Genomic DNA, 23,054 nt, shown 5'->3' with positions numbered 1-23,054 from the left:
GATTTATACAAATGATTTATTTATTGACATTTGTAAAGAACGTTGTTTTTGTCTGCCCATCAGCACGGAGAGGAGCCGTGCACTCTTTGGGAGGACTTAAGATGAACAAATTTCTTGCTGCGACAAGCATCATGGCAGCGCTTGCAGCGGCGCCCGTACTGGCCGATGGTCACCTGAGTCTGGATGGCAAGACCGTGGGTGTGGCCGTCGTTGGAACACAGCATTTCTGGGATCGCGAAGCTTTTACCGGCGCGACCGACATGGTCGAAGAGCTGGGCGGCACCGTGGTGCCGGTTGATGGCGGCCGCGACAACCAGGTCCACGCTGACAATCACGACGTTCTGTTGAACCGCGGCGTTGACGCTGTGATCTCGATCCTTGGGGACGGCGCAGTTGAGCCGAAGTTCGAAGCGCTCAAAGCCGCTGGCATTCCGGTCTTTACCGTTGACCACCCCAGCCCGCATGCGCTGAACAACACCACGTCGGACAACTACTATATGGGCACCACCATTGGCCGTTATATGGCGGATGCGATTGGCGGCGAAGGCAAGGTTGCGGTGTTCAACGCGTTCGAAAACGCGCTGCGCATCTGCGGCATCCGCACCGGTCTGTGGAAGTACGTCCTGCAGGATTATCCGGGCATCGAAATCATCCAGCCTGAGCTTGCTGAAGAGTTCGCAAACGCGCCGGAAGACGCCCGCCGCCAGACGCTTGACCTGCTCAGCCAGTATCCGGAAGGCACCATCGATGCCATCCACGTGGGATGCTGGGACCAGCCGGCCATTGGCGTGGTTCAGGCGCTCGAAGAATCTGGTCGTACGGACATCGTTGTGACCGCTCTGGACGGTGGCCCCGATACGCTGGAGATCATGGCCGAAGACGGCAGCCCCTTCGTGGCAAACGTTGCCCAGCAACCGCGCCTGATCGGCTCTACCGCGGCGCAGAACGTGGCGCGTCACTTTGGCGGTGAATTGCTGCTGCCGCAGACCTACGTGGACGTTGTGCCCGTCAGTGGTCAGGACGGCGCCAAAGCGGCCTATAAGGCTCTTGGCTACGGCGAGCTTGACTAAGCCCTGTTTATGACAGGCAATATGGCAGCCCTGAGATGATGGGCTGCCACCCCTAGCGCAAACCGAAAATCTATCATTCCTTAGCGAGGCAATATGACCGATGCTGCGTTTCGCCTTAGCGACATTGTTCAGATATTTCCAGGTGTCCGGGCATTGGACGGTGCAAATCTGACAGTCAAACCCGGCGAAGTTCATGGTCTGGTTGGTGAAAACGGCGCAGGCAAGTCGACCATCATCAAGGTCCTGGCCGGTGTCTATCAGCCCGCAGAGGGCACCGTTGAGGTCGGCGGAGCCACGATCTCCCCCGCAACGCCTGAAAAAATTCATGACGCTGGCGTGCGGTTTATCCACCAGGAACTGCATCTGGTCCCGCATTTCACCCTCGCTGAATCCGTATTCATGGGGCAAGAGCTGCCCGGCAGGTTCGGCCTCGCCAAATCCAGAATGCGCGCCCGGGCCGAGGCGTTTATGCGGGACGAGCTGGGCGCGGAATTGCCCGGCAACCGGTTGATCCGGGATCTCAGCCCGGCGGAACGCAAGCTGGTTCAGGTGGCCCGCGCGCTGATCGATGGCGCGGCGAAAGTTGTGGTCTTCGACGAACCCACGGCCCCGCTGGCCAGCGAAGAAGTGCTGAAGATCATGACAGCGATCGACAAGCTGAAAAGCCGGGGGATCGCGATCCTCTATGTCTCGCACTATCTGAATGAAATCACGGACATCTCGGACCGGGTCACGGTCTTTCGCCAGGGCAAAGACGTCGCCGTCTTTGACGAGATCACAGCCGACACCGGGACCCAGCTTGTTTCGGCCATGATCGGGCGCGAGCTGGATGCCTTTTTTCCCACCAGCACGCGGCAACCCGGTGACGTCGCCTTGCGTCTGGAGGGCTATGACGATGGCAGCAGCTTCACCGGTGTCGATCTTGAGATCCGCCGGGGCGAGATCTTTGGCATCGCGGGCCTGATCGGTTCGGGCCGCGAAGAGCTGGTCGATGCCCTTTACGGTCTGCGCAAACTGTCCTCTGGCCAGCTGACGCTGGATGGCGCGCCGCTGGACACAAAGACGGCCGCCAGCGCGGTGGCCAACGGGATGGTTCTGGTTCCTCGGGATCGCCGCCATGACGGGCTGGTGCTGCCCATGACGGTCGAAGAGAACGCAACCCTCGCCACGCTGGATGAAGCAGCATCGCTGAGCCTCATCAACCGGACCAAGACACGGCAAGTGACCGAAGGCTTGATTCAGGATTTGGACATTCGCCCGGCCAACGCCCAGGCCGTGACCCGCTTTCTGTCGGGCGGCAACCAGCAAAAAGTGGTTCTGGCCCGCTGGCTGGCCAAAAGTGCCAAGGTCTTCATTTTCGACGAACCGACGGTGGGCGTCGATGTGGGCGCAAAGAGCGAGATCTACCAGTTGATCGAGAACCTGGCCGCCGAGGGGGCGATTGTCCTGATGTCGTCCTCGGACCCGGTCGAGCTTGTCGGCACCTGCGACCGCGTCGCCGTGATGATGCGGGGCGAGGTCAGCACGATCATCGAAAAAGACGCGCTGAACGTGGACCACCTTGTGGCCGTCACCACGGGCGCCACAGAGGTATCGGAGATGGCACATGCAAGCGCGTAGCCTTCAGCAAAAGCACATGCTGGCCACGATTGTCGGCCTGCTGCCGTTGATCATCTTTCTGGCGCTTCTGCTGTATGTGGGCCTGAATGCGCCCAACTTCATGACCTTTGTGAACCTCAAGCTTGTGCTGGCGCAAAGCCTGCCCGTGGTCTTGTCGGTGATTGGCTTGTCCGCCGTGGTCATGGCCGGGGGGGATGACGTTGTTTCGGGCGGGATTGATCTGTCGATCCCCGCGACGGCTGTGCTGTGCGCCGGGATCGTTTCGGTGATCACCACAGCCGAACAGTCCCTGCTGCTGGCCGGTCTTGCCGCGCTGGCTGCTTGCACGATGGTCGGCGTCGTCAATGCGCTGCTGGTCACACGGTTGCGCATGACGCCTTTGCTGACCACGCTTGCCATGTTCGTCGCCGTCGTCGGCATCAATAACGTGGTCACTGCGCGCAAACGGCTGAACCTCAACTCCGAGGCCATCGCCTCCCTGCGGGACGAGTTTGCGCTGGGCATGCCGCTGGGGATCCTGATTGTCGCGGCGCTGGCCCTGCTGGCCTATCACCTGCTGCACCGCTCGAAGTGGGGGCTGAACCTTCAGGCTGCGGGCGGCAGCCGGGATGCGGCCGAAATCTCGGGCATCCGGGTGGATCGGCTGGTGGCGCAATCCTATCTGCTGGCGGCCTTCATGGGGTTTGTGACCGGCTTTTTCATCCTTGCGCGCGGCAACGGCTATTCGCCGGGTGTGCAGGACAACCTGATGCTGGAAATGGTCCTGGCGACCTTTCTGGGCGCGGCCTTTTCGCCCCGCCGCGTGGTCACCATGTGGGGCGCCGTATTGGGCGCGGTGCTGGTCGCCGCCATTTCCATCGGCCTCAAGACCATCGGCGTGAACGTCTTCTGGACGGATCTTATCAAGGGCTCGCTCATCGTGGTTGTCGTCGCGTTGTCCGCCATTTCAGAACGGGTGAACTAATGGACCAGGTTGCCAAAAAGAGCCGCTTTGACCTGCGCAGCATTCTGGTGCGTTTCGGCTTTATGATCGTCTTCGCGCTGTTCTTTGTCTTCTTTGCCGCCTGGAACCCGGTGTTCCTGCAAGGCCAGAACCTGATGAATATTGTCGAAGGATCCGCGATCCTGATGATCATCGCGCTGGGCATGACGTTGATCGTGGCCACGGGGGGCATCGATTTGTCGGTCGGGATCGCCTTGGATTTCGGAGCGGCCTTTGCCGTCGTTGCCATGAAGACCTATGGCATGGGTTGGTTTTCCGCAGCCTGTGTCGGGATGATGGGCGGCTCGCTGGTGGGGTTGTTGAACGCCGCGCTGGTTGTCGGCCTGCGCATCAGCCCGTTTCTGGCCACGCTTGGCACCTTCTTTATCGGCTCGTCGGCGCAACGGATCTTTACCAACGGGGGCGGGCCGATCTCTTACCGGAAGATGCCGGACGGCTTCCGCAGCATCGCCCAGGGCGAGGTGTTTGGCATCCCGACCGAGGTGATCGTCGCGGCGGTTCTGGTGGGCATTTACTATCTGGTGCTGGAACGCTCTGTCTGGGGACGCCGCGTGCATGCCATGGGCATGCAGCGCTCGGCCTCGATTGTGGCGGGGATCCGGGTGAACCGCATCCTGATCGCGTGCTTCGTGTTCGCCTCGATCACCTGCGCGGTGGGCGGGTTGATTGCTGCCGCCAACATCCGCATGTTCACGCCGCTGTCTGGCTTTTCCTACCTTTTGGACGCCATCGCCGCCGTCTTTATTGGCGCGGCGCTGCATCCGCGCGGACGGCCCAACATTCCGGGGACTGTGGCGGGCGTATTGTTCCTGGGCATGGTGACCAATGGGCTGAACCTGATGGGGCTCAACTTCAACACCAAAGACGCGCTGTCGGGGATTATCCTGGTGTCCGCGCTGGCGCTGGCCGTGGCGCAGCGCAACATGCGCAACGCGAGCGGCAGCTGATCACTGAGAACCGAGCAGGCAGAGCCCTTCTTGAGCGTCGCGGCTCAGGAGGGCTCTGTAAATTTGGGCGGCTGCGAGATGGTCAGGTCGGGCAGCGCGCCGGTCCATTTTTCGATCTGCACCAAACAGGAATGCGCGATATTGCCCTGTGACAGCTCGGAGCAGCCCCAATCGCGGGTCAGCACGTTCGGGTTCCCGTGCGCCTCCAGCGGTTTGCCGTCGACGACTTGCGGGTCAAACCACGCCCCGGTGGGCAGGAAGATGCAATCCGGGCGCAGCCCGTCATCCAGCCGAACGCCTGCCAGACAGGCCCCACGTGTGTTGAAGAGCCGCGCGATGTCGCCCTCGGCCAAGCCAAGAGAGGCGGCGGTGTCAGGATGAAGATAGGCGGCCTCCCGCCCCTCGATCTTGTCCCCCAGCGCTTCTGCGCCACGATCATTCTGAGAATGCAACCGCGTGTCCGGCTGGCCCGAGATCAGGTGCAGCTCTCCCGGTTTGGCGCGGGTCAGACACTCGGAGGGTTCGATCCAAGTGGGGCAGGGGGGACAGCTGTTCAGCCCCATCGCCCCAATCGTTTCGTTTGTCAGGGTGATCCGGCCGGTTTCCGTGGCCAGCGGGTGGGCTGCGGGATCGGCCACAAAATCCGCAAGGGCGATCCGCGCCTCTTGGGCGTCGGGCACATCAAACCGGCCCTCTGACCGGAACTGGTCGAAGTCCGGCAAGGTGAAGCCGTGGGTCTGCGCCACCGCCTTGGATTGTTCCCATAGATGCGCAAGCCAACCGTCCGCGTCGCGCCCTTCGGTGAAGGCATCGCCAAAGCCCGACGCATGCGCGAGCCGGGAAAAGATCTCAAAGTCGTCCAGCGCTTCGCCCACGGGCGCATGATAGGGCGACATCCACAAAAGCGTCGGATCGCGCCGGTTCATCATGATGTCGGACCGCTCCAGCGGTGTGGTCGCGGGCAGCACGATGTCGGCCCGGCGCGCGGTGGCGGTCCAGCTGTGGTCGTTGACAATGACAGTGTCGGGCCGAGTCCAGGCCTGCTCAAGCCGGGTCAGATCCTGATGATGATGGAACGGGTTGCCGCCTGTCCACCAGACCAGCTTGATGTCTGGGTAGGTGCGGTCCTGACCGTCGTATTTGTAGGGCCCGCCGGGGGACAACAGCATGTCGGCGATGCGGGCCACGGGGATGAAGTCCGACACCGGGTTGCGGCCTTGGGGCACCGAGGGCCAGCCGATCAGTTTCGCCGCGCGCCCGACGGGTGTTGTGGAGCCATAACCAAACCCATAGCCCGTGCCGGGTTGCCCGATCTGGCCGATCAGCGCCGCCAAGGCCAGCCCCGCCCAGATTGGCTGTTCTCCAAATTCGGCGCGTTGAATGCCCCAGGCCATCGAGACCATGCTTTTTGACCGCACAAGGTCCATGGCCAAAGCCCGCAAGGTTTCGGCACTCAGATCACAGATCGGCGCCGCCCATTCCGCCGATTTCACAACGCCATCCGACGCGCCGGTCAGGTAGTCGCGAAATGCCTCCCATCCGCTGGTACAGCGCGCCAGAAAACCCGCGTCCGCCAGACCTGCAGCGTGGATTTCATAGGCCAGCGCCAGCAGGCAGGCGGTGTCTGTGCCGGGGCGAATGGGCAGCCACTCTGCCCCCTCCAGATCCGCACGGCGGGGCGACAGGCAGACAATCCGCGTCCCTTTGGCGCGCATCGCATCCAGCCAGGGGCCGACCTCATGCGTCGTCGTTCCAGAGGACGTGATCTGCGCGGTGCGAGGAGAGATGCCGCCAACCGCCAGCAGAAGCTCGCAATGCTGCGCCACCAACGGGATCGCCGTCATATCGTCCTGAAACGCCCTGTTGCTGAGGCCCAGCACATGGGGAAACAGCACCTCGGCGGCGGCATGGGAATAGGTGTTGCGCGCAGACACATAGCCGCCGGCGAGGTTCAGAAACCGCCGCATTTGGCTTTGGGCGTGGTGAAAGCGCCCGGCGCTGGACCAGCCGTAAGAGCCGCCAAACACTGCGCCGTTGCCATAGCTGTCAGTCACGTCCCGCAACGCCCCGGCGGCCAGGCTTATCGCGCGGTCCCACGACACCTGGACATAGCTGTCCCGGCATCGGTTCTGCCCCTTGTCCCCGTCCAGCCACCCACGTCGCACGGCGGGGCGCAGAATGCGGCTTTGCTTGTCTTTTGAAGCGCTGACCCACCCCCGCCCGATACGAGAGGGATCAGGATCGCTGTCCAGTGGCTGCAACGGGCCACCGGGTTCGAACTGGTAGCTGCCCCAATGGGACGAAGTGTATTTCATGTCGGGTCCTAGCCGTTGGGCTCAAAAATAACCTTGATCTGCACCTCACCCGGATCGGGCTTGCGCGTGATCGCCTGTTCGAACTCTTCCAGCGGGTAGGCATGGGTGACGCAGGCGTCCCCATCTATCAACCCGCGTCCCATCAGGTCCAGCGCGGTGGCATAGGTGAAGGGGGCAAGATGGCCGCCCCGCAGGTCAAGCTCTTTGAACTCCCCCAAAATGTTCAGATCAAAGGGCACTGGTTCTTTGTAAACGCCAAAGACAACCATACGCCCGGCCTTTCGGATCAGGTCCAAGCCTTGCAAAAACGCCGACCCTTGGCCCGATGCCTCCAGAAAGACATCCGCGCCGCGCCCGTCTGTCAGCGCGTCGAGCGTCACCTTCAACGCCGGATCGCTGGGGTGAAAGGCCAGATCTGCCCCCAGCTTCAACGCCAGATCGCGCTTGGCCTCTCCGGGATTGATGAGGATGAGCTTTCGTGGTGTTTTCAGGCGCGCGGCCTGGATCATCCCCATGCCAATCGGACCCGCGCCGGCAACAATCACCACGTCCTCGAACCCGATCTCGGCGCGCTGAACGCCGTGTATCGCATTGGCCAGCGGCTCGGTGTAGCAGGCCGCGCGATTGGACAGGCCATCCGGGACTTTGTGGATCACGGCGTCGGCTGGATAAAGCATGTATTCGGCCCAGCCGCCGTCCAGCGTTGCGCCCAGCACGTCCATATGGTCGGTCATGTGGTAAAGGCCGCGCTGGCGGAAAAAGTCGTTGCCGTAGGTGATGTTCAGCTCGGCAATGGCCCGGTCTCCGACGCTGAGGCCATGTGCCTCGCCCGCGCCGTCCCCAAGTTCGATCACGGTGCCTGTGAACTCGTGCCCCGGTGTAAACGGGAAATTCAGAGACCAGGGGCCGGTGGCATCCCACATCGCCCGGTCAGCCGCGCAGATCCCGCTGGCATCCACCTTGACCAAGACTTCGCCCGGTCCCGGCTGCGGAACTGCCAAACCGGTCTCAAACCGGTGCTTGCCTCCGAATCCATGGCATCGAATGGCCTTCATCTTGCGCCTCCCCGTTTCCTCCAACGCATCGTGCAATCCGCTATTGATTTTTACAATTGCACGTTTTATTGACATTTGTAAAGATACAGGAGGAGGCTTCCCCGTGAGAAACGAAAAGACAACCGAAGAGGTTGCACTTGGCATCCGCCGCCGTGTGTTCGAGCACTCGATGCGCAACAATGGTGGCTATCTCAGCCAGGCCTGCTCGGCGGGGGAACAACTGGCATGGCTCTACAACGAAGCGCTCAATCTGGGTCAGCCGACGCTGCCGATGATCCCGAAGCCTTTCGAAGGTGTGCCATCGCCCAGCAATCCCGACTATCACACCGGGGCAGGGTACAATGGCCCGGCATCCCCCGAATATGACCGTCTTTTTATTGCCCCCGCCCATTATGCGCTGGTGGCCTATGCCACGCTGATCGAGGTTGGCCGGATGGCGCCCGAGGGGCTGGAGATGTTCAACAAGGACGGCTCTTCGGTTGAGATGATCGGCGCGGAACACAGCCCCGGCATGGAAGTCCACAACGGGACGCTGGGCATTGGTTTGTCGACCGCCGCCGGGTTGGCCTATGGCCGCAAGCTGCGCGGTGACACGGGTAAGACCTGGGTCTTCATGTCCGATGGTGAGGTGCAAGAGGGCCAGACCTGGGAAGCGGTGCAGGCCTGCGCTTTCCACAACATCGAAGTCAAAGCCATCATGGATGTGAACGACCAGCAGTGCGACGGCGCCATGAACTCGGTCATGGAAGTTGGCGACATCCGTACAAAGTTCATCAACTTCGGCGCCCATTGCGTCGAAGTGGACGGGCACGACCTGACCGCGATCCGTCAGGCGTCGGAAGAAAACCATGACGGCAAGCCGCTGATCATTCTGGCGCGCACCAATCCCTTCCACGCCATGTCGATCCTCGAAGAGCGCTTTCCACGGCTGCACTACGTGCGGTTCAAGTCCGAAGACGAACGCGCCCGCATGAATGTTTCCATCGCCAAAGATCTGGGTGTCGACCCGATCGACTACGCCCACTAAGGAGGCCCGAAACATGGTAGAAATGGTATCCCGCCCTTACGCCTCGGCCTTTGAGAAATTTGCGGCTGGCAACAAGGACATCCTGTGCCTTTCGGCGGATTTGACGTCGTCCTGTGAAATCGACGGGTTTCGCGACCGCCACCCCGATCAGTTCCTGTCGATGGGCATGGCCGAGCAGAACATGATGAGCTTTGCTGGTGGCCTTGGTCTGGCTGGCTTTCGCCCGTTCATCCACACCTTTGGCGTTTTCATGTATCGCCGGCCCTATGATCAGCTCATGGCCTCGGTCGCTTATCCGCGGCGCAAGGTGCGCCTGATGGGGTTCCTGCCAGGTGTCACCACGCCGGGGGGGATGACGCACCAGTCGATCGAGGATATCTCGGTCATGCGGTCGATCCCGAATATGACGATCCTGGAAACCGGCGATGCCACCGAAGTGGAGAGCATTTGTGAGGCCGCCGACAGCATTGACGGCCCGGTCTGGTGCCGGGTGCTGCGCGGCTCGGTTCCGCGCCTTTTTGATACGCCGATTAAGGTGGGCGAAATGCGCGAGCTGAGCGACGGCGACGATGTGCTTGTCGTCACGTCGGGCATCTGCACCGAAGAGGCCATGCGCGCCCGCGCGGCCTTTGCCAAGGCGGGGCTGTCGATCCGGCACTTGCATCTGCACACCATCAAGCCCTTTGATTCCAAAGCGCTTCTGGATCATATCGGCAGCGTGAAGCACGGGGTTGTGACGCTGGAAAACCACGTGACCGAAGGGGGGATCGGCAGCCTTGTCGCGGAAACCATGGCCGATGCAGGTGTCGGAAAGCGGCTGATCCGTCTGGGTCTGAAAGACACCTACGCGCATGGCGGATCACGCCCCTACCTGATGAAGTTCTACGGCCTTGATGCCTCGGCGCTGGTCAAGGGGATCGAAGACCTGATGGGCCAGACATTTGGCATCGGCGAAGAGGATCTGGACGCTGCCCGCGTTGAGGACGTGCATTCCTTGGTAAAGGCTGAGGCGCTCTAGAGAGTTTCACAGCACGGCCTGGCCAACATGTGTCCCGCGCCTTCAAGCGGCCCGACAGTTTCGGGCCGTTTAGATGCCACGAGAACTCTTGGACAAAATTTGCGCGATTTGTGCCTTGTTATTTATCCCCATGCGTTTGTATGCACATCGAATATGATGGCGTACGGTGCTTGGGGCAATTCCCATTTCGCGGGCCACCTCTTTGTATGACGCCCCCTGGGAATAGAACTGGATCGCCTCCAACTCGCGGGGCGGCAGAACGGCAAGCGGAGAAACCTCTTGCAGGGCCACAACCCAAAGGCCCGCTACCTCGGTCATTTCAACGCTGTAGCCATTCCAGACATAGTCTGCGTCCGACGGGTCCTGTGCATTCTGCAAGATGTCTTCGGGCAGACTGTTTTCATTCCAGTCGGGGATCAGCGATTTCAGGATCGTCCTGAACTCTGGATCTGCACGGTGGAAAACCCCGAACGCATCGCAAATGGCGCGTGGTTTTCGTTCCGAGCTGTGTTGCAGCTTTGAGGCCAGCTGAAGGCGCCTGTTTGTGCGGGTCGCCGCAGCAATATGCGGAATGACAAGTTCAAGTTTCCGCAGGTCCAATTCTGAAAACACTGCCCTGTGGTCGTGGCGGTAGACCGACAGGAAACTTATCAATTCGAACCCGTTGTCGATCGCGCAGACACTTGCCAGGTTTTGCAAATCATAGCGGCGCGCCCATTCCTGGAACTCTGGCGCAATATCTTGCGTTTGAAGCGTCACAGAGCTCGCCTGACCCGGCACCAGGCTGGCCAGATCGGCAAAGGGATCAAAGGCTGCAATTTTCTTCCATTCCGGTCCGAAATCAGCCGAAAGGTTATACGTGAACGCGCTGTGGTTCACTGGCAGGCTGCCTTGAATTGACGCCACTCCTGTCCAGGCGGCATCAAAGTCCAGCAGGCTTTTCAGCGCTAAAATCCAAGACTTTTCAAAGGCGCCAATGGGCTCGCGCACGGCCGCCCCGTATAGATCAAGCAGAAAACAACTCAGCCCGACATCGGCGGAGGATGCAGCGAGCGTCTGCGCAAAATCCATGTGCCGCGGGGCGATGGATTCGATCTGGTATGCGCCAAGATCGACAGGATCGGGAATATGTTCAAAGTCCCAGACCTGCGCATCTTCTGCTTCGGTATCATCTGACGGATGGGGCATTTTGCTTGGCCATTTCTGTGAGAATGGCCAAGCATAGCATCACTGGGGTCATGCGTATATTGTAGGGCCGTGTTTTGAAGAAGCTACAGCGACAAGGCCTGCGCCTGCTCGCTTAGCAAGCGATCCTGCAAGGCGTCAAACTCGGCGCTGGCCTGCCACAGATGCCCCATTTCAAGGATGGGATCCTGGACCTGGGTGCGGATCCCCGACAGGGTTTCCATGATGGCCAGACCGCAGAAGGGCACATAGGTTTCAGAATACCCGCCCTCGTGCACCATGGCCACACGCCCCGCGCAATGGCGCTCAGCCGCAGCCATGATTTGTTCCGTCATCCATCGATAGCTGTCGCTATGCAGATTCATGCGGGCCAGCGGATCAACCGCCGAGGCATCAAGACCCGAGGCCACAACAATCAGGTCCGGTTTGAACCGGTCCAGCGCGGGCAGGACGATCTTTTCAAAGGCCGACACATAGGCCGCATGGCCGCCGCCGGGCATCAACGGGATATTTATATTCGCGCCAACGCCATCCCCGGCACCTGTATCTTCGGTACCGCTATAGCCCGGCGGAAAGTTCTTATCTTGGTGGATCGAGAGCGTCAGCGTGTCGGGGTCGTCATAATAGATCGCCTGAGTGCCATTGCCGTGGTGCACATCCCAATCCAAAATCGCGACGCGTTTTGGCCCGTGCTTGGCACGCATTGCCTCGACAGCGATCGGAATATTGGCGAGCAAACAAAATCCCATCGGATGGTCCGGCAAACAGTGGTGCCCCGGCGGGCGCGACAGGGAATAGGCGTTTTTCAACGTTCCCGACATGACCTGGTCGATGGCGTCCTTGGCCAATCCCGCAGAAAGGGCTGCGATTTCGTAGCTTCCTGTGCTGAACGGGGCCGAGGTGCCCAAATCTCCACCTGACTGGTCGCTCATGTCTTTGAACGCTGTCAGATAGCTTTGGGGATGGATGCGCAGCAAGTCTTCTTGCGTGGCCATCGCCGCCGAGGCGACCGTCAGCTCATCCGCCAGACCGCTGGTTTGAACCAGCGCCAGAAAGCGGCGTTTCGTGTCCGGCGCCTCGGCAAAGCCGGCGGCATTGGGGGGTTGTATCCACCCCCCGACAGGCAACACAAGCGACTGCATGCCTCCGCTATGCCAGAATGTTTTTTCATCCGTAAAGAAGCCTGTTTTCATCGTTTGACCCATTATTCAGCCTCTGGCGTTTGCGTTTGCGTTTTCGGTGTCAGAATCAGGCCGATCAGGGACAGCACGCTGCAAACCGCAGCCAGCAGCATCACAGTTCCCAGATCCCATCCTCCGGCCAGCATATTGCCCGCGAACAACGGCCCCAATGACAGCCCCAAGCCAATGATCAGCGTGGTGGCCGCAACGAGGCGCCCCGAGGCGTCACAGCTGGAGATCTCGGCGATGATAAAGGGCAGGGCAAAGGTCCAGGCAAACTTGAAGGCGCAAATTGCGGCGATGTAGATCCACACGGTATCGACAGACAGCGCTGCCAGGGACACGACCAGGATCGCATAGCCCACGAAAAGCGAGAGACGGCGGCTGGAACGCCCGCCCATCCAGGTCGCGACGCCCGCGCCTAGAATTCCAAACAAGGTCGCGATGGACAGCACCGGGCCAATGCGCTCGGGCGCCAGCCCAGCACGTTCCGCAGCCGAGCTGACAAAGGTCCAGGCGCCTCCGATGGCAACGTAGTACAGCAGCAACGCGCCCAATGCGAAAAAGATCACAAAGACAAAGCGCGCTGTAATGCCGGTTTTTTCGGCGCCCGTTTCAGCCGCCGCAGGTGTGCGAAAGCCACGGACAAGCGGAGACAGCAAAAGCGTGACAACGCCCAGGATGAGGTAGAATTCGCGCAGACCGAAATCAGCAAACAGCAACGGCAAGACCGCCAGACCGATCGCGCCGAGAATCAGCTGACCAATCACCCAAAACCCAAAAATACGATCGGGATTTTCAGCGTCTTGCGCGCTGACCATGGACAGCACCATCAAGGTCCCGCCTCCCAGTCCAGTGATGGCCCGCATGATCAAAAGCGTTCCAAACTCGGGCAACAGAAATGCGGTGACCAGATTGCCAACCCCAAAGACCGCGATGGCGATCATGCTCACCAGGCGAATATTGATTTTTCCAAGCCAGAATATGGAAACAAGCGAAGCGAAACTGAATGCGCCGTTTTCCACAAAGAAGTAGCGGCCAATTTCGGCGGGGCCTACGCCCAGCTCTCCGGCCAGTTGAGCCGCCAAAGCAGGCGCCACGAGAAGAGCCAAAGGCGTGATCGCGGCAAATAGGACCAGCGCGGTCAGAGTAAGGTTCGAGAACGAAGTTTTCGGTGCGACAGCAGATGCATCAGTCATGCTCTGCCCCCCACGTTTGTGTGAGTGTCAGAAAGAGTCATAGTGGTTTTCCCTGTTGATCAACGCACTTTTCGCGTGCGCAATGAGGGAGATTGTCTGTTTGGGGGGGCTTTTCTGTAAAGCCGTTCAAATGAACGGGTCGCCCGGGTTTGATCGGCGTGTTCGGGCGTCGTCAGGATCAGCTCTCGGGTGACCCCGAGAGCCTGTAGGTCTTTGGCCAACAATTGCCGCGCCCCGGCAGAACCGAGCCCGCGCGGGGTCGCTTTCGACTGAGAAGCCCGCGTGAAAACTCGGCTCTTCGTGGCGCTTATTTGTCCAGGTTGAAAAGGCGCGCAGCGTTGCCGCGCCCGATCTTCGCCCGGTCCGCCTCCGAGATCGATGCACTGTCGAACCAGTCGGCGGCGTGATCGACGTTTTCGAACGGCCAGTCGGTCGAAAACATGATGCGCTCGGCGCCCAGTTCAAGGATCGCGTCGATCAGCGTCTGGGTGCGGAAGTTGCCCGAGGTGGTGATGTGGAAGTTCTCGTTGAAGTAATCCACGAACTTCTTCTTGGCGGGGTATTTGGGCGGCAGCTTAACCCAGGCGTTGCGATGGTCGATCCGCCACAGCATTGCGGGGATGCCTTCCCCCATGTGGCCGATGATGATCTGCAACGAGGGGTGGTCGTCGAACAGGCCCGAGCCCATCAGACGCAGAGCATGCACGGCGGTTTCCTGCGCAAAGGCCCAGGTCGGACCCATCAGCCAGGGGTGGCCGTCATAGATCCGGCTGTCCTGCGGCAGCGGGTTGCGCGGGTGCAGGTAGAAGGGCACGTCGAGCTTGGCGACCTCACCCCAGAAGCTGCGGTATTGCGGCAGGTCATAGTAGAGCAGGTCCTGCCCGTCGCCCTGCGCTTGGTCCTGCGAGAAGCCGTTCACCAGTGCGCCGACCATGCCGAGGTCCTTGACGCAGCGGTTCAGCTCTTCCGCAGCCGCATCGGGGTCCTGCAGGGGCAGGGCGGCGAAGGCGCGGAAGCGGTCAGGGCGCTTGGCGCATTCCTCGGCCAGCACGTCGTTTGCACGGCGGGAGATGTCGATGGCCTTTTGACGGTCCGTGATGGCCTGCACGGCGGGGGCGTTCAGCGACAGGATCATGGTCTCGATCCCATGCGCGTCCATCAGCTTTAGCCGCGTGTCCTGAATGTCCAGCAGCCGGTGCTGGAGTTCTTCCCAATAGGCGCCGGGGACGAAGCCAGCGGAATCCTGCAGCGTTTCGGGAATGGCGAAATGTTCTTCGAGGGCGATCTTGCCTTGCATCATAGGTCCTTTCAGATCAGGCGGCGGCCGGTCCGGGCGCCAGCGTTTCGGTGAGTTGAGAGAGGAGGGAGCCGAGCTCTGCGCCCGACTTGGCGAGCCCGTAGACATAGCTGTCAGGTCGGACGATGGCGGCCACCGCGCCGGTGGTGTCGAACCAGCGGGTATAGACGCCGCCTGTATCGGACAGATCGCCGCCGCCGACGATGGCCAGCAGGTTGAAGACGGCCGCGCTGCCGCCCATGGCCTGCCAGGCCTGGCGCTGACTGTCCGACAGGCCCGACAAGGCCTCGGGCCCCTTGGCCACGATCAGCCAGCCGGTGCCCACAACATCATCCAGCAGACCGGTTTTCCCGGCAGAAGACACAAGCCCCTGCGGCAAGAGCTGCCCGTCATTGGCGATCATCCCGCCGCTGAGGCCCGGATAGATCAGCTTGTCGGGCTTCTTGTTCGCCGCCCGAACGGCCTTCAGTCGGGCGTCGCGTTTTTCCGCCTCGACCGGGTCGCGCATGGTCTGAACATGGCCCAGTTCGATGGCCTTCTCGGTGATAAAGCGGACATGTGGTTCGCGTTCGACCTGATAGCTGTCAAGCAAGCTGTCATCCTGACCCGACAGGACTAGGTTGAGCTTCCACGACAGGTTTCGCGCATCCCGGATACCCGACACCATTCCCTGCGCCAGGAATGGCGGCATCTCGTGCGCAGCGTCACCCGCCAGAATGATGCGACCCCGTCGCCAGTTCCGTACGATGCGCGAGCGGAAGGTGTAATTGGCCACGCGGATCAGGTCGGCTTGATCAGGCTTCAGATAGTCCGCCACACGCGCCCAGACCCGGTCGGGATCGGTGGCGCTTTCGCGGTCTTCGTCCTTCTCCAGCCGGAAAGAGAAGCGGTGATGTTTCGGCCCGATGTTGACGATCGACACCGGCTGAGCAGGGTTGCAGACCTGCCGGAACGACGGCAGCCCCTCGACCGGAGCAGGCATCTCGAAATCGCAAACCAGCCAGTTTTCAAAGAACCCATAGTCGTCCAGCTGGCTATCCAGATAGCTGCGGGTATACCCGCTGCCGCCGTCCGCGCCGACGACGTAGGTTGCCTCGATCTCGACCGTCTTGCCTTCCGCCGTCTCGGCCAGAACGACGACGTGATCGCCGTGTTCCTCATAGCCGGTCACTGGAGTGCCCTGTCGCACAGTAATGAGGTCATGGCCTTTTGCTGCCCGGTCCAGCACGTCTTCGACATGGGGCTGGTACATCATGTATTGCGACGGCCAGCCGCATTTGCCTGGGTTGTCGTATTCGATGTCCAGCAGCACTTCGCCCTTGCCGTTCAGCCATTCATAGCCGCGCTGGATGTTGGTGCCAGCCAGCATTTCTTCGGCGATTCCAAGGTGCTGGAAGGTGCGCATGGTCTCATCGTCAAAACAGGCAGCGCGGGGCAAGTTGTACAGCCCCTCGAACCGTTCAAGGATGACTACCCTGCGACCCAGTTTCGCCAGCAGAAGCGACAGGACCATTCCTGTCGGCCCATAGCCCACAATGGCGACGTCGTATCTCATGTTTTCCTCCGATCAAAATTATTGCGTTAGCATATGTTGCATATGCATATATAAGTGGTCATGACCCACGCATCCCGTCAACTCAGCGCCCGATCAGAAGGTCCACCCCGATCAGTGAAATCGCGGGGACATAGGTGATCAGCAATAGCGCAATTAGGTAGAGCAGAAAGAACGGCGCGGTGCCTTTGTAGATGGTCATCAGGTTGATCCGGCTCAGCGCCTGAAGGACGAAGATGTTGATGCCAAACGGGGGCGTGAACAATCCAATGGCCAGATTGACGGTGACGATGATGCCAAAGTGGACCGGATCGACGCCAGCCGCAGTGATCAGCGGCACCAGCAGCGGCGTGAGAAGCAGGATCGCCGACAGCGGGTCGATCAGGCAGCCCACGATCAGCAACAGCATGTTGATCGCCAGCAAGAGCACCCAGGTTGGCAGGGCCATTTCCTGGATAAAGGCCACCATCGCGCCCGAGATCTGATTGACCGTGATCAGCCAGGAAAACACCCCGGCACAGGCGATCACGATCATGATCTGCGCGGTATATGACACGGTCGTACGCGCGGCAGTCATCAGGTCCGCCACTTTCAGGTCGCGCATGATGAAGAGCGATACGATCATCGCATAAAGGCAGGCGACCGCGGCGGCCTCGGTTGGGGAAAAGATGCCGCCGTAGATTCCGCCCAGAATAACCACCGGAACGCCTGCGGCCCAGACGCCTTCTTTGGTAGCGCGCAAGAAGCGGCGGACCGAGAACTTCTCGTCCGCGCCAACCTTGGACTTGCGGCCCACCCACATGGAATAGAGCCCGATCAGCGCCACGATCAGCAACCCCGGCACGATGCCTGCCGCATAAAGGCGCGGGATCGATTCATCCGCCGCCGCGGCATAGACAATCATCGGGATCGACGGCGGAAGGATCACCCCGACCGCGCCGACTGAAACCAGCAGCCCCGCGTTGAAACCGTCAGGATAACCGTCGTCGCGAAGGTGGGGCAGCATCACCCGGCTGATCGTCGCGACCGATGCCGCCCCAACCCCGGTAATGGCCCCGAACACGGCACCGCTGGTCGCCGTCGTCAACGGTACTTTGGCGGGAACGCGCCCCATGCTGGCCCGCATGAGCCCAACCAGCCGTTCGGATATCCCGCCACGGCCCATCAGTTCTCCGGCCAGGATGAAGAAGGGCAGGGCCAGTAGCGCATAGGCATTGACTGAGGAAAAGAGGTTCTGCTGCAGCGCGACAAGCGGAATGTTCATCGTGAAGACCATCGTCGCGGTCGACGCGGTCAGAAGCACAAGAAAGATCGGAAATCCAAGCGCCATCAGCACCAATGGCAGGACAAGCAGCGTCCAGGTCATGCAGCGTCCTCCCCCCGGATCGCCTGAACGATCTTGAGAACAGAGATCGCCGCCATGCCCACCAGTCCGACCAGCACCAGAGAATGCAGGAGCCAAAGCGGCGTGTTCGACATGTTGCTAAGGGTGCCCCGCTTGATCAGCATTGCAACGACCTTCCACGAATAGGCTGCGACATAGAGACAGGTCCCGGCGATGAGCAGGTGCTCCAACACCTGCACGACCCGCGTCGCCTTGGGCCCGAGCGCCTGAACGAACAGCGACATCTTCAGATGTTGGGACCGGTAAGAAACAGAGATCACGCCCAGAAATGTCACGCCGATCATCGCGAAGACCAGCGTCTCATCCGCCCAGAGGATCGAATACCCCCAGCCATACCGCAGCGCCACGTTCAGGCAGCCCATCGCAACCATCGCAAGGATGACGCTGGCCAGCACCGTGTCGAGCAGACGAGTTAAGCGGTCGATTACATGTGTCATGGAGTGCTCCGAAGGCGAGGACGGACGAGAAAGTCCGCCCTCCATCTGATTGCTCGACAGGTTTATTCGCGCGCCAGACGCTCTGCTGCGGCGCGGAAGAACTCCAGCTCACCGTTCAGCGTGCTGTTGGCCTCGATTGCGTCCGGCAGGCTGGCGTTGACAACGTCGAGATACTTGGCGGCCTCGTCGCCCTCGAGCGTCACGATCGTTCCGCCGTTCTGCGTCCACAGGTCATGCATCTTGCCATTCATCCCAAGGGTGAATTCGCTGGTCGCGGGCAGGGCCTCGCGTGCGGCTGCGCGTACTTTTTCGGCCAAGTCTTCGCCGATCATGTCCATGAACGTCTGGCTGGCGACGGCGGTGACCACCAGATAGCTCTCGGGCAGGATCGCCATTTCGGTGGCCACGTCATAGTAGCGGCCAAGGATATAGACCGGCACGCCCGCGATCAGCCCGTCGATTGCGCCGTTCTGCATGGCTGGCAGAACCTCGCCCAGGGGCATTGAGACGGGCGAGGCGCCCAGCCGCTGGAACGGCCCGGTGTTCAGCGCCGTGGGCCCCGCAACGCGGATCCGCTGTCCATCCAGCTGGCCCATGGTCGCAGTGCCTTTGGTGCTGAGCAGGGCAAGCGGCCCATGCGGGAAGGCGGCAATCGTTTCGACCCCCTGATCGTTGGCATAGGCCGAGAGGTGGTCCAGAACCTCGTCATCCGCCAGCACTCTCTGTGCATGGGCCAGATCGCTGAACAGTCCCGGAACGCTTAGAACCTCGAAGCGCCCGTCAAGCTGGATGAAGAAGCCCGACGCGGGCGCGGTGACCTCGATCGTCCCCATGGCGACACCTTCGACGGTCGTGGGGATCTGGCCCAGCTGGTTGGCTGGGAACAGCTGCACATCGATTGCGCCGTCCGAGGACGCTTCGACCTTCTCTTCGAATATCTGCATCCATTTCAGGATGGGATCGTTGTTGGTCGGTGACGAAACCTTCAGCGTGTAGTCGGCTGCCATGGCAGTACCGAAGGGCACGACAAAGGGTATGGCCGCAAGGGCCAGTGCTTTCGCGAGTTTCATGATTTCCTCCCTTGATTCTGAAACACGCTAGCTGGCTAAATATGTAAATGCAACATTTCTATTTGCAACCGAATGCAGCACGTTGCTTTGAAAGGGGGTGAGTTTGTACACATCCGTTGCATTTCGAAGCCTTGCGAGGCCATATATTCCACAATGGCAGGTTCCGTTGCAGGTGCCGCGGCCTTACGCGCAGATAGAAAAGACCCCGATGTCATACACATTCACGAATTCCGTCCCCTACCTGATCAATCGTGCCGGCACCGCAGTCGGGAATCGGTTCAGCCGCCGGATTGCGGATCGCGGCATTAGCCTGCCGATGTATCGGTCGTTGGCGGTTCTGCGGCAAACCGGTACCAAAACGCTGGGAGAGCTGTCCGTCATGGTGTCGAAGGAGCAGTCGACCCTTTCCCGGATCATAGGCCAGATGGAGGGACTCGGGCTGGTGACACGCGTCCGTCCGAAGGAAAATGCGCGCATTGTCCTGATTGACCTGACGCCCGCAGGGGCGCAACTGGCCGAGGAACTGATGCCGATCGCCATCCACTTCGAGGAGACGCTGACCAAGGGCCTGGACGCCTCAGAAGTTGCGGAACTGAAGCGGCTACTGAAACAAGTCTATGCGAATATCGATGATCTCTGACCGGTCTTCCCCGCAGCACTCCAACTTCGGTTAGGCTCAGGACCCATTGATTTCCGCGTGTCGTCGTGATTTATCGCGCATAAAACAAGCGGTGAATATGTCTGATCTTTTCTGGCCAACGGACCCGCAGATGGGCCGTCTGGCGCCTTTTTCCTGAACTCCCACGGCAAGCCGCGCGTTCACTGCCCGGCAGGGTATTGCGCAGCGATGTCCCGAGAGGGGATGACCGACGTGTGCAAATCGGGATTATCTTCATTAATCGCAATGGGTTGAGATGGTGCGACGCCCCCTCGGCCTATGGCCCACATAAGACGCTCTACAACCGTTGGAGGCGCTGGAGCGACAAGGGTATCTTCGCCCGGATGATGGCTGGTCTGGCGGCTGACCACGGCGAACAGAAGAGCGTGATGATCGACGCGACCTACCTCAAAGCCCACCGCACAGCGACCAGTTTGGGCGTCAAAAAAGGGGGCGTGGACGTTTGATCGGTCGGACCAAGGGCGGCATGAACACCAAATTGCATGCCATCTGCGACAGCCAGGGACGTCCGCTCAACCTGTTCGTGACCGCGGGACAAGTCAGCGATTACATCGGAGCGCGGGCCTTGTTGAGCAGCCTGCCAGATGTCGATTGGCTGCTCGGAGATCGCGGCTATGACGCCGATTGGTTCCGGGAAGCGTTGAAAGACAAAGGGATACGCGCCTGTATCCCTGGCGGAAAACAGCGGAAGAAACCGGTGAAGTGGCGTGCCCCCATCGGGTGGTCCGGTTTGATTGTTAGTGCATGGTGGGCCTCTGGTCCATTGGCACGATGCTTTTGGGCGCAGGCGGACGGTAGCCCAATGAGCTATGCGGCCTGACTGTGTTGTAGTGAATGCGCCATTGCTCGATCAGGATTTGCGCTTCCCGCAAGGTGTAGAACAACTCGCCATTCAGGAGCTCATCCCGGAACCGGGCGTTGAAGCTTTCACAGTAGCCATTCTCCCATGCCCTGCCCGGCAGGGCATCGCATGGCGATGTCCCGAGAGGGGTGATCCTGGTTCGATGTATGCGGTCTTGGCACCAACGGCGGCGATCCAGTCCCTCACCTTTTGAGCGATAAATTCTGGCCCATTGTCGGATCTTATGTATTCCGGTGGTCCACGCAGGATGAACAGGTCTGTCAGCGCATCCAGCACGTCCGTGGAGTTGAGTTTGCGATCCACGCGGATCATCCATTGCCCGGCAGGCGATTTGCCTTGCAAATCTGCCGAGAGGGGGGCTCTCTGGTGTATTCATCGATGATGTTGAGCGTCCGATAAACCCGGCCGTCAGCGGTGCGGTCCTGGACGAAGTCATAGGACCAGACGTGGTTGGGGCGCTCGGGTCGTAGACGCACGCATGATCCGTCCACTGCCCGGCAGGGCATTGCGCAGCAATGTCCCGAGAGGGGTTCAGCCAAAGCCGTCCTGTTCGCCTGTTCTCTCGAACCGGTGGCGTTCACAGGCTCACTCTTCTGCTTTTGCGGGACCTTCAGCCCTTCACGCCGCCATATCCGTTCAACCCGCTTATGGTTCACACACCACCCAGCATTGTTCAGCAAACCTGTCACCATGCGATACCCATAGCGCCCGTATTGATCGGCCAGCTCGATAATGTCGTCGGTCAAACGCGCTTCATCAGCACGGCCTTGGGGGACCTTGCGCTGCGTGGATCGATGCTGACCGAGTGCGCGGCAGGCGCGGCGTTCAGACACGCCAAGCTCCTGCCGTACATGGTCGACGCATTTCCGGCGACGCGAAGGGCTTAGGGGCTCCGCCCGTTCAGGCCTGACTTGATCCACAGGATCAAGTCCTAGACGGCCATCACTCCCTTTGCGGCTTCAGTCAAGATGAGCTTATCCAAGGTCAAATCGGACACCGCCCGTCGCAGCCGTTGGTTCTCTTTCTCCAGATCCTTCAGGCGCGCAAGCTGAGACCCCTGCATCCCGCCATAGAGCTTTCGCCATCGATAGAACGTCTGCTGCGTCACGCCGATTTGGCGCACTGCCTCGGTAATCGTCGCGCCTTGCCCCTGAAGTACTTCAACCTGCCGAAGCTTCGATACAATCTCTTCGGGCTTCTCTCGTTTTCCAGCCATCGCTGATCCTCCAATTTGCGGGATATTCTATCCCAGTTGGTGGACCACTTTCAGGGGGCTAATCCACGTGAACAACTACCCGAAGAAGAGAACCGACTACCTCCTGAGCGGCTTGATGAAATGCGAAGAATGCGGCTCGTCGTATATTTCCATGGGCGGTGGCAAGCATATTAAATTTGGTTGTAGTGCCCGCCGTGAGCGTTCCACCTGCACAAATAGACGCATGATCGCACGTTCAATCATCGACAATAGTGTTCTCTTCGCGCTGCAGGAGCACCTCCTTAGTGACGAGTGCATCAAACCCGCCATCAAGGCGTATGAGACCGACTTAGCAAAGCACGTGGCAACTTTGGAGACGACACGGCCTAAACTTGAAAGGCGACTGAAACAGATTCAAGAGACACGTCGTAAGCTGTTGCTGTTGCTAGAGAAGGGCGTCGAACCTGAAGCCATCGAAGACCGTATGCTTGAACTCGACTCCGAAGAGCGCACCAATAAACGGCAGTTGAAGGATGCCCCTCAGCCTATCGACGTAGACTTTTCGCAGGCTCGTGAAGAATACGAAGATGTGATTGGAAATCTTCGCTGCAACACCCTCCAAGACAACTTCGCCTACAAGAAAGAAGTTATGAGCGCGGTCCGGGAATTGGTGGATGAAGTTATCATTTATCCCTCAAACAACTCTCAAGGCCGAGACGTAGAGTTGGGTGACATCGAAACGCTTTGCTTTCCCAAGGGCCTTGGTATGGAAGCGATGGTGCCCGGGGGCTTTTCTTGGATGTCCTCGAATTCGACAACCAAATTAACTTCCTTTCGGCTAGTTTTCAATGTCTTACCACCTAATACATCGAGTTGAAGCGGCCAAATTCTCGCCGAAAGCTGCTATTTTTCTAGCTACATTGGCCGCCAAATTGGG

Annotated in this window: 18 protein-coding genes and 2 pseudogenes; 9 read left to right on the top strand and 11 right to left on the bottom strand. The window is 60.1% G+C overall.

Annotation, left to right across the window (positions count from 1 at the left end):
* Positions 1 to 101 precede the first annotated feature (101 nt).
* From ACXADQ_RS19745 to ACXADQ_RS19730, 4 genes are all read left to right on the top strand, one after another.
* Positions 102 to 1,070 (top strand): sugar ABC transporter substrate-binding protein, encoded by a 969-nt coding sequence (locus tag ACXADQ_RS19745; protein WP_475325442.1) that lies wholly within the window; start codon positions 102 to 104, stop codon positions 1,068 to 1,070.
* Positions 1,071 to 1,163: 93 nt separating this feature from the next.
* Positions 1,164 to 2,690, top strand: coding sequence for a sugar ABC transporter ATP-binding protein (locus ACXADQ_RS19740; RefSeq protein ID WP_475325440.1), 1,527 nt, complete (start codon positions 1,164 to 1,166; stop codon positions 2,688 to 2,690).
* On the top strand, positions 2,677 to 3,654 hold the full coding sequence (locus ACXADQ_RS19735; RefSeq protein ID WP_475325438.1) for an ABC transporter permease: 978 nt from the start codon (positions 2,677 to 2,679) through the stop codon (positions 3,652 to 3,654). Before ACXADQ_RS19740 ends, ACXADQ_RS19735 begins: the two co-directional genes overlap by 14 nt.
* Entirely contained in the window at positions 3,654 to 4,640 is a 987-nt protein-coding gene (locus tag ACXADQ_RS19730) for an ABC transporter permease (protein WP_475325435.1), read from the top strand. The genes ACXADQ_RS19735 and ACXADQ_RS19730 overlap by 1 nt, the downstream gene beginning before the upstream one ends.
* Before the next feature lie 44 nt (positions 4,641 to 4,684).
* Here ACXADQ_RS19730 and ACXADQ_RS19725 read toward each other — a convergent pair whose 3' ends face one another.
* Both ACXADQ_RS19725 and ACXADQ_RS19720 read right to left on the bottom strand, forming a co-directional pair.
* Complete coding sequence (locus tag ACXADQ_RS19725) at positions 4,685 to 6,955, bottom strand: molybdopterin-dependent oxidoreductase (RefSeq protein ID WP_475325432.1); 2,271 nt, start codon at positions 6,953 to 6,955, stop codon at positions 4,685 to 4,687.
* An 8-nt stretch (positions 6,956 to 6,963) separates the two neighbouring features.
* A complete protein-coding gene (locus ACXADQ_RS19720; protein WP_475325430.1) occupies positions 6,964 to 8,010 on the bottom strand; it encodes an alcohol dehydrogenase catalytic domain-containing protein in 1,047 nt (348 codons plus the stop codon).
* Between the two features lie 103 nt (positions 8,011 to 8,113).
* On the opposite strand from ACXADQ_RS19720, the gene ACXADQ_RS19715 reads away from it, so the two are divergent.
* Entirely contained in the window at positions 8,114 to 9,037 is a 924-nt protein-coding gene (locus ACXADQ_RS19715) for a transketolase (protein WP_475325426.1), read from the top strand.
* A gap of 13 nt (positions 9,038 to 9,050) precedes the next feature.
* Positions 9,051 to 10,055: a transketolase family protein gene (locus tag ACXADQ_RS19710; RefSeq protein WP_475325422.1), complete on the top strand. Its 1,005-nt coding sequence runs from the start codon at positions 9,051 to 9,053 to the stop codon at positions 10,053 to 10,055.
* A 69-nt stretch (positions 10,056 to 10,124) separates the two neighbouring features.
* Here ACXADQ_RS19710 and ACXADQ_RS19705 read toward each other — a convergent pair whose 3' ends face one another.
* The 8 genes from ACXADQ_RS19705 to ACXADQ_RS19670 form a co-directional block, all read right to left on the bottom strand.
* The gene (locus ACXADQ_RS19705; protein WP_475325419.1) at positions 10,125 to 11,243 is read right to left on the bottom strand and encodes a helix-turn-helix transcriptional regulator; all 1,119 of its coding nucleotides are present in this window, start codon (positions 11,241 to 11,243) and stop codon (positions 10,125 to 10,127) included.
* 83 nt (positions 11,244 to 11,326) lie between these two features.
* Entirely contained in the window at positions 11,327 to 12,433 is a 1,107-nt protein-coding gene (locus ACXADQ_RS19700) for a class II histone deacetylase (RefSeq protein WP_475325414.1), read from the bottom strand.
* Positions 12,434 to 12,444: 11 nt separating this feature from the next.
* Positions 12,445 to 13,620, bottom strand: a complete 1,176-nt coding sequence (locus ACXADQ_RS19695; RefSeq protein WP_475325412.1) for an MFS transporter — start codon at positions 13,618 to 13,620, stop codon at positions 12,445 to 12,447.
* A 307-nt stretch (positions 13,621 to 13,927) separates the two neighbouring features.
* On the bottom strand, positions 13,928 to 14,917 hold the full coding sequence (tsdA, locus tag ACXADQ_RS19690; protein ID WP_475325408.1) for a gamma-resorcylate decarboxylase: 990 nt from the start codon (positions 14,915 to 14,917) through the stop codon (positions 13,928 to 13,930).
* Between the two features lie 16 nt (positions 14,918 to 14,933).
* Positions 14,934 to 16,472, bottom strand: coding sequence for a bifunctional 3-(3-hydroxy-phenyl)propionate/3-hydroxycinnamic acid hydroxylase MhpA (mhpA, locus tag ACXADQ_RS19685; protein WP_475325405.1), 1,539 nt, complete (start codon positions 16,470 to 16,472; stop codon positions 14,934 to 14,936).
* 82 nt (positions 16,473 to 16,554) lie between these two features.
* Positions 16,555 to 17,835 carry a TRAP transporter large permease gene (locus ACXADQ_RS19680; RefSeq protein ID WP_475325400.1) on the bottom strand — a complete coding sequence of 427 codons (1,281 nt, stop codon included), beginning with the start codon at positions 17,833 to 17,835 and terminating at the stop codon, positions 16,555 to 16,557.
* Positions 17,832 to 18,311, bottom strand: a complete 480-nt coding sequence (locus ACXADQ_RS19675) for a TRAP transporter small permease (RefSeq protein ID WP_475325397.1) — start codon at positions 18,309 to 18,311, stop codon at positions 17,832 to 17,834. The genes ACXADQ_RS19680 and ACXADQ_RS19675 overlap by 4 nt, the downstream gene beginning before the upstream one ends.
* A gap of 62 nt (positions 18,312 to 18,373) precedes the next feature.
* The gene (locus tag ACXADQ_RS19670) at positions 18,374 to 19,381 is read right to left on the bottom strand and encodes a TRAP transporter substrate-binding protein (RefSeq protein ID WP_475325393.1); all 1,008 of its coding nucleotides are present in this window, start codon (positions 19,379 to 19,381) and stop codon (positions 18,374 to 18,376) included.
* 208 nt (positions 19,382 to 19,589) lie between these two features.
* Between ACXADQ_RS19670 and ACXADQ_RS19665 the strand changes: the two genes are divergently transcribed.
* The gene (locus ACXADQ_RS19665) at positions 19,590 to 20,021 is read left to right on the top strand and encodes a MarR family winged helix-turn-helix transcriptional regulator (protein ID WP_475325386.1); all 432 of its coding nucleotides are present in this window, start codon (positions 19,590 to 19,592) and stop codon (positions 20,019 to 20,021) included.
* 97 nt (positions 20,022 to 20,118) lie between these two features.
* Positions 20,119 to 20,766: pseudogene (locus tag ACXADQ_RS19660) on the top strand (IS5 family transposase); the annotation flags it as partial.
* Between the two features lie 31 nt (positions 20,767 to 20,797).
* On the opposite strand, the pseudogene ACXADQ_RS19655 reads toward ACXADQ_RS19660, so the two are convergent.
* Positions 20,798 to 22,138, bottom strand: a pseudogene (locus ACXADQ_RS19655) (integrase core domain-containing protein).
* Between the two features lie 67 nt (positions 22,139 to 22,205).
* On the opposite strand from ACXADQ_RS19655, the gene ACXADQ_RS19650 reads away from it, so the two are divergent.
* Positions 22,206 to 22,994 carry a recombinase zinc ribbon domain-containing protein gene (locus ACXADQ_RS19650; protein ID WP_475325384.1) on the top strand — a complete coding sequence of 263 codons (789 nt, stop codon included), beginning with the start codon at positions 22,206 to 22,208 and terminating at the stop codon, positions 22,992 to 22,994.
* Positions 22,995 to 23,054: the final 60 nt, after the last annotated feature.

The organism is Thalassovita sp. ABM4_323, assembly GCF_056158665.1.
The sequence above is the reverse complement of the archived record's forward strand: the minus strand, read 5'-3'. Positions and strand labels throughout refer to the sequence as shown.